The 6,453-nt window shown below is 63.4% G+C and carries 7 protein-coding genes; 2 read left to right on the top strand and 5 right to left on the bottom strand.

What is annotated here, in order from left to right:
• Positions 1 to 296 precede the first annotated feature (296 nt).
• Positions 297 to 914 carry a GNAT family N-acetyltransferase gene (locus DCO57_RS20630; protein WP_116700808.1) on the bottom strand — a complete coding sequence of 206 codons (618 nt, stop codon included), beginning with the start codon at positions 912 to 914 and terminating at the stop codon, positions 297 to 299.
• Positions 915 to 1,259: 345 nt separating this feature from the next.
• On the opposite strand from DCO57_RS20630, the gene DCO57_RS20625 reads away from it, so the two are divergent.
• On the top strand, positions 1,260 to 1,760 hold the full coding sequence (locus DCO57_RS20625) for a cytochrome b/b6 domain-containing protein (protein ID WP_116700807.1): 501 nt from the start codon (positions 1,260 to 1,262) through the stop codon (positions 1,758 to 1,760).
• A 69-nt stretch (positions 1,761 to 1,829) separates the two neighbouring features.
• Here DCO57_RS20625 and DCO57_RS20620 read toward each other — a convergent pair whose 3' ends face one another.
• Complete coding sequence (locus tag DCO57_RS20620) at positions 1,830 to 2,927, bottom strand: FAD-dependent oxidoreductase (RefSeq protein ID WP_116700806.1); 1,098 nt, start codon at positions 2,925 to 2,927, stop codon at positions 1,830 to 1,832.
• 210 nt (positions 2,928 to 3,137) lie between these two features.
• On the opposite strand from DCO57_RS20620, the gene DCO57_RS20615 reads away from it, so the two are divergent.
• A complete protein-coding gene (locus tag DCO57_RS20615) occupies positions 3,138 to 3,809 on the top strand; it encodes a dimethylsulfonioproprionate lyase family protein (RefSeq protein WP_208978068.1) in 672 nt (223 codons plus the stop codon).
• Positions 3,810 to 3,882: 73 nt separating this feature from the next.
• Here DCO57_RS20615 and DCO57_RS20610 read toward each other — a convergent pair whose 3' ends face one another.
• The 3 genes from DCO57_RS20610 to DCO57_RS20600 are packed head-to-tail and all read right to left on the bottom strand — an operon-like array spanning position 3,883 to position 6,179.
• Positions 3,883 to 4,731 (bottom strand): transglutaminase-like domain-containing protein, encoded by an 849-nt coding sequence (locus DCO57_RS20610; protein ID WP_116700805.1) that lies wholly within the window; start codon positions 4,729 to 4,731, stop codon positions 3,883 to 3,885.
• Between the two features lie 10 nt (positions 4,732 to 4,741).
• On the bottom strand, positions 4,742 to 5,857 hold the full coding sequence (locus DCO57_RS20605; RefSeq protein ID WP_116700804.1) for a permease: 1,116 nt from the start codon (positions 5,855 to 5,857) through the stop codon (positions 4,742 to 4,744).
• Positions 5,850 to 6,179: a metalloregulator ArsR/SmtB family transcription factor gene (locus tag DCO57_RS20600; RefSeq protein ID WP_116700803.1), complete on the bottom strand. Its 330-nt coding sequence runs from the start codon at positions 6,177 to 6,179 to the stop codon at positions 5,850 to 5,852. Before DCO57_RS20600 ends, DCO57_RS20605 begins: the two co-directional genes overlap by 8 nt.
• Positions 6,180 to 6,453 lie beyond the last annotated feature (274 nt).

Raw genomic sequence — 6,453 nt, 5'->3', positions numbered from 1 at the left:
CTCGTCGATCCGGATCACGTTGCCAATCTCTTTGCCGTCCATATCGTCAGTCATGTCTTGCTCCCTTCCGTCACAATAAAGGGAACCGTCTCAATCGGAAAATGTGCGAAAGATTTTGTACGTTATCCATTCATGTCCACCAATGCCTGCGCGTGAGGCAATCCGGTCGATCTTGTCGGTCATCACCAATATCGGTGAAATCGCGGCATCCAGTGTCAGGGAAGCTTCTCAGCCGCTGATGTAACGCGACCGGCCACGTCGCTCCTCATCTGAGACGACTGTCTGAAAATCCGTCCTCACGGTTCCCCCCGTGAAGACGGAGCGGCTTCCAGCGACCGGAACCAGACCTGCATGGGCTTTTCCGTCTCATGGTGTTCGCCGACATCGGTCCAGGGAAAACGCACAAACACCCCCTCCAGCTTCTCGTAGCCGCGCTTGCGCCAGAACGGATCGAGCGGCCGGTAGTCCGCCGGACGCAGGGGGTGGTCATCGGGACGGACGACAGCGCAGAACATCGCGTGGGCGAACCCGAGCCGCCTGGCATGCGCCTCACGCTCCTCAAAGAAGCGGTGGCCGATGCCCCTGCCGCGATAGGCGGGGTCGAGCACGGATTCAGCCAGGTAGAATATCTGCTCGGGCACATGACCGCAGGCTTCCAGGGGCGTGCGGAATGCCGCCAGTTCGCCGCCGAGCGGTTCGCCGGTCGCCGCCCCCACCAGCCGCGGGCCGTCGAAGGCTCCGACGATCACGGCCCCCTCGCTGCGCGCGTAGCGCTCAAGATATCCCGCCTCGTAATCGAGTGATCCCTCATAGAGATACGGCCAGTCCCGGAAGACGGATATCCTCAACCGCGCCAGGCCTTCCAGGGCCGCTTTCAGGTCATCGCCTGTCAGACTTCTGATCTCGACCGGCATTGCGCCCCCTCCCTATCGGCGGAAAACTCGCTTCCACGGCGCGTGCCCCGTTGACCGTGCACGGCAAGCGGCAATTCTTGCAGAAAACGCCTGCAGTGGGAATGGCCGAAAGCCTCCTAGAACCCGACTGAAGAAGACCGGGCAAGAACTTGAATCCGTGACGTCGAATCCTGCTTCCTGACACATTGCATGAACCCGTGCGGCTGCCCTGCGGCTACCGGCGTGCTGCCGGCTACGTGGTGTTACCGAGTGACACATATTCACGTTAACACCCGGTGGAAACCTGTGGCAGAACAAACCGTCATCCCAAGCGGACCTGTTCAATCTCAGGAGGTCGAGCCAGCCATGTCAAAGACACAGCCAGCCGCATACAGTCCCGTTCATATCTTTCTTCACTGGGTCATTGCCGCCCTGATCGTCTTTCAGCTCGTCTTCGGCGAAAGCATCAAGGACCTCGGACGCGCCCTGCGCGACACCGGTGCCCCGGACACACTGACCACCGTCATGGGCAATGCGCATATCTGGGTCGGGGTCACTGTTCTGGTGCTGACCCTTCTGCGCCTGCTCATCCGGGCCAGGTTCGGTGTTCCGGCGCCGGTTCCCGCCTCCCGGATTCAGGAACTCGCCGCAAGGGTGGTCCATGGCCTGCTTTATCTGCTGATGATCGTCGTGCCGATCACGGGCCTGCTCGCCTGGTATGGCGGCATCCGCGAGGCCGGTGACTTGCATGAACTGGCCAAGCCGCTCTTCATCATCCTGATCCTGTTGCATGTTGCAGGCGCGCTTTACCATCATTTCGCCCTGAAGGATCGGACGATGAAGCGGATGATCACCAGCCGTATCTGAGAGGCGCCCGAGAGCGACTGACGGGACGAAGCCTCCCGCGGTGCCATGAATGCGAAAGCCCCCCGCCCGTCAGTCCCGCGCCTCCAGCCAGCGGCGGGTGCTGTCCATATCCCGGGCCATCAGCCCCTCCGCCAGTTTCTGTCCCACCACGGCGCCGAACTTGTAGCCGTGACCGGAACAGGCCGACACGACGGTCGCCTTGTCCGTCGTCGTTGCGAAAAAATGCTCGTCCGCCGTGAAGGTATAGGCGCAGGTCACCACGTCATCGACGCGATATTCGCCGATCCGGCCGAACGGCGGCGAGAAATAGTCGCGCAGGGTCTCGCCCTCCTCCGGTCCGGCTACCCGGTCCTGATCCGGCAGCGCCTTGTACTTGTGAATGCCCGCACCGAATTTCAGCCCCGTTCCTGGCACCGGCGGCAACACGTAGCCGTCAATCGGCCCGCCCGGGTCGAGGATGGCCGGACAGCGCGCCCAGGCCTCCCGCAGGTCCTCCGGCGGCGTCAGATAGACGACCGCCGTCCGGTATGTGGTCAGGCTGCCCGCCAGATCCGGAAACAGGCCCAGCGTCCAGGCACCGGCCGTGACAATGACATGATCCCCGCTCAGAACGGAGCCGTCGGCCAGCGTGAGGGAAGCGGCCGCCGGATCGACGGCGCTCACCTTGCAGTTCTCCCGGACGGTCGCGCCCTCCGCTCTCAACCAGTCCCGCAAGCCACCGGCGATCTTCCGGCACAGCAGAACGCCGCCTTCCTCGCTCACCGCGCCATAGCGGATGGTTGCCGGATCGACAAACGGATACCGCGCCGCCGTCTCCCCGGGAGACAGCGTCTCGAACGGGTAGCCGCCCTCGACAAGCCCGTCCCGATAGATGTCCGCCCCGTCGCCGGCCTGCTGGGACAGCAGCATGAAGCCGGTTTCCACCAGATGCTTTTCGCCAAGATCGGACCACATCTCGTCCCAGGCATCATAGGCGGCACCGATGCGGCGCTGGTATCCGCCCTGGCCGCCGTAGGCCCGGCGGATGATGCGGTGCAGGTCGCCGGAGGCCGACAGCGGATTGGGGATCGGGCCCTGCTCGACCAGCGTGACCGGCACGCCCCGCTTTGTCAGGGCCCAGGCCGTGGAAAGGCCGGATATTCCGGCGCCAACAACAAGTACCGTCATGTGAAAACCATCCTGCGCTGTGCTCCCGAAAATTGAAATACGGCCCCGTGCCCGGTGACTTCGTCTGCAGGACCGGGGCACGCAAACCGCTACATGCCGGTTATGCAGCTGCCGATGCCGGAAAAAAAGCAGCTTCCGGGAAACAGACGGATTATTTCAGGGGAAAATGTCTCGGGTCCGGGAGTACGGAACGTGCTGGAATCAGGCAAATTGACGGATGAACCGCTGGCACAGCGGCGCCTGTCGGATTATCCGGACTGGGGCTACCTGTTGCGGGAGTTCTACGAGGCCTACCGGTTTCTGTCCTCCGGCGGCAGCGAGAAGATCCGTGCCCATCAGCGCGCCGTGCGCGAAGCCGTCAACCGGGTCAGCAAATCCAATTCGGAAATCATTTTCGATGCCCCGGCACAAAAGCCGGTCACCGCCCATCTGAAGCGCGCCCTGGACGAAGGCCGCCTCGAGCGCACGGCCACGCTGATCCGCGCGGTGGAAAGCGTTCAGGATCACCTGATCTGGCAATACGGATACGAAAAGGTACCGCGCGGCCTCGACAAGACCTATGCCTACGCCGAAATCTGCGGGCCCAACGGTCCCGTCCTCACAGATGAAGTGATCCTCGGACTGGTCCTCTTCGCGCCCGGCTGCACCTATCCGGCCCATTCCCACACCGAGATCTCGGAAAGCTACATCTGCCTTTCCGGATCGGTCTCGGAAAACCATCAGGGCGTGTATGCGCCCGGGTCGATGATCTTCAACCCGCCCGAGCACACCCACCGCATCACCGTATCCAAACTGGAGCCGGCTCTCCTGGCCTATGCCTGGGTCGGCCCCAGTGACCGGCTCGCCAACCAGAAAATGGTCTTCAGCCGCAAACGCAGCTGACCGGAGCGTTCGGGAAAGCCGGAGACCTGTACCGTCCCGCCCCCTGAGCCGGGACCTTTTCCTCCGGTTCGTCCTACGCCGCCACCACGTTGTCGGCGCATTCCTTCCGGATCGTGATCTCCGCCTTCTCCAGCCGCCCGTCGGCACGCACCCAGGCCGGCTCGTTGATCAGCTTTTCGCAGACGATGCCAGGCCCGGGAAACGTCAGGCCCATGGAATGCGCCACCGCCACCCGGTCGCCGGGCCTGGGATTGAGACCGCAGCAGATGTCGCGGGTCCCCATCTTCAGGTGGTGGGCGATATCCCATTCTAGGACGACGCCCTTGTGGCGGGTCACCACCCAGCAGTGCCCGTCATCGCAGCACCCGTTCTTCTCGCGCGGAAAGAAGTAGCCGGTGAGATAGCCCGCCTCGTATCCGGCGGCACGCAGACTGGCGATCAGATAGGTGTTGATGTCCACGCAGGAACCTTCCGTCAATCCGCAGGAAAGGTAGGGAACCTCGTCGCAACCGTCGTTGAAACGCACATCCGGATGGGCGTAGCGGAATTTCTCGGCGGCGGCGTTGACCAGGGCCTGGATCGCAGCATGGCCGTCCGCCTGCGCTTCGGCAATGGCGATGGCATCGGACACCAGCTCCGCCGCCGCCTGCGTGAAGCGGTTCCGGTGCGGAACGAAGACCGCATCCGGATAGCCCGGTCCGCCGTCCAGATAACTGTAGCGCACCTCCAGAGGCACTCCGCCGGCCGGAGTGACCAGCGCCGCCATCTGCCCGGTCGTGCTTTCCCCGCTCAGGGAGACATGTCCTCCCCGGACCTCGAAGCCGACAGGCATCTGGTGCGGTGTCGGCAGGCCGGTCGGCACAAGCAGCCGGCGCGAGCGCTCCGCATGGGGGGCAACGTCAATGATGACATTGGTACGCATGTCAGGCTCCTCAAACAACAAGCTGAAAGATCAGGCCGGACAGGACCGCGCCTGCAAAGCCGAGACCGAGATAGGCGACAAACACCGGCGGCTTGACCAGCGACCAGACCGCCGCCATGGCCGGAATGGAACTGACCGCGCCCGCGATCATGAACGCCATGGCGGCGCCCGCCCCCATGCCCTGATCCATAAGGCCCGCAAGCAACGGTGGTGCGACATAGCTGTTGAGATAGGCCGGCATGCCGACCAGCGCCGAAGTCACGATGGAACCGAAACCGTCGCCGCCGACCACCCTTGCGATCACATCCGCCGGAACATAGGTCACCAGAGCGGCTTCCAGCACATAGGCCAGCGCCAGCCACTTGATCAGGAAAACCGCGTTGGCTTTCAGCTCGACGCCGAACTTGGCCGTCCGCTCGCTTTCCCGCCAGAACATCCAGACCGGACGACCGGTCCTGGGCGACGCGCCGCAACCGCAGCCGCTCGCCATGGAGCCGCTTCTGACCGGATCGGAAAACACACCTGCCCGCATGGCCAGCGCAACCGCCGCCCCGCCGAAGAGCCCCAGCGAGACCGCGAAGACCGCCTTGCCCATGGCAAAGGACCAGCCGAGCGCACCGGCGGTGATCAGCAGCGTCGGCGGATCGATCAAGGGCGAGGCCAGCCAGAAGGCCATGATGGCGGAAAGAGGCGCGCCGACCGCCAGAAGTCCGGCGATGAAGGGAATGACCTCGCAAGAGCAGAAGGGGGCCAGACCGCCGAAGAGCGCAGCAAGACAGATGGCAACCGTCTCCCGTCCCTCGAACGCCTTGCCCACGTAAGCCTCCGCGCCCGCAGCCTTGAGCCAGGCAATCAGCGCCACGGCAAAGGCGATATAGGGCAGCGTTCCCAGAAAGGCCTTTACCGCGAAGACAACGAAATCGACGAATTGCGGCTGGTCGAGGATCAGCACCAGCAGCGGCGCCCCCAGAACGATGGTCCAGGTCGAGAACAGGTACTTCCGCCCCGGAAGGGCTTTCCAGGACCATTTCGCGGCAGGCGCTGAACAACATGCCGTGTTGGGTGCGCAGCAGGTTGCCTCGCCCCCGCCCGACGATACTACGGTTGATTCCAGGATATCAGTCATTGGGGGTCTCCGTTTCCGCGTCGGCTGCAGCTCCGTTTTCTTCGGCACAGCATTCCTTGAGAAGGTATCCGGCGAGACTTTCCAGATGGTCGTAGGCCGCCCGGCTGATCACCGACCTGCCGTCCTTTTCCTGCAGGACGAGGCCCGCCGACGACAGGAAACGCAGATGATGGGCCAGGGTCGAGGCGGCCATCCCGGTCCGGGACTGGATATCCCCGACCGTCAGGCCTTTCCCCCCCGCCCGGACCAGCGCCAGCAGCACCTGCAACCGGGCTTCAGAGCCCAGTGCGGCAAACCCTTGAGCGGCTTCTTCCAGTTCCATTCTCGCCTCGCCTATAAATAACTATTTTTCTAGTTATATAGTTATTTATAGGCGAGTCAATGGCCGCATATCCCACTCCGCGGACGCGCAGGATAAGGCACAGGACGGGACAAGGAATTGAAAGGTGCCTTGCGACCGGCAGCCCCCTGCCTGGATCATGTGGCGTCGTGAATTCTGGACGTGGCCCGAGCCAGCACCCGCCTCGCAGATGCCTTGGGGACATGTCCTGAAAAATCAATCTGAGGCAACACGCTCTGACGGCGCCTGCGGGGCG

This window comes from Labrenzia sp. 011 (assembly GCF_003075075.1).
Lineage (GTDB): Bacteria > Pseudomonadota > Alphaproteobacteria > Rhizobiales > Stappiaceae > Roseibium.
This window is presented reverse-complemented; position numbering and strand designations above follow the sequence as displayed.

What these genes read in the sequence shown, in the direction of transcription:
- DCO57_RS20610 (WP_116700805.1), bottom strand. Translation starts at nt 4,731, where the DNA reads ATGCGTACCAATGTCATCATTGACGTTGCCCCCCATGCGGAGCGCTCG.
- DCO57_RS20605 (WP_116700804.1), bottom strand. Translation starts at nt 5,857, where the DNA reads ATGACTGATATCCTGGAATCAACCGTAGTATCGTCGGGCGGGGGCGAG.
- DCO57_RS20620 (WP_116700806.1), bottom strand. Translation starts at nt 2,927, where the DNA reads ATGACGGTACTTGTTGTTGGCGCCGGAATATCCGGCCTTTCCACGGCC.
- DCO57_RS20625 (WP_116700807.1), top strand. Translation starts at nt 1,260, where the DNA reads ATGTCAAAGACACAGCCAGCCGCATACAGTCCCGTTCATATCTTTCTT.
- DCO57_RS20600 (WP_116700803.1), bottom strand. Translation starts at nt 6,179, where the DNA reads ATGGAACTGGAAGAAGCCGCTCAAGGGTTTGCCGCACTGGGCTCTGAA.
- DCO57_RS20630 (WP_116700808.1), bottom strand. Translation starts at nt 914, where the DNA reads ATGCCGGTCGAGATCAGAAGTCTGACAGGCGATGACCTGAAAGCGGCC.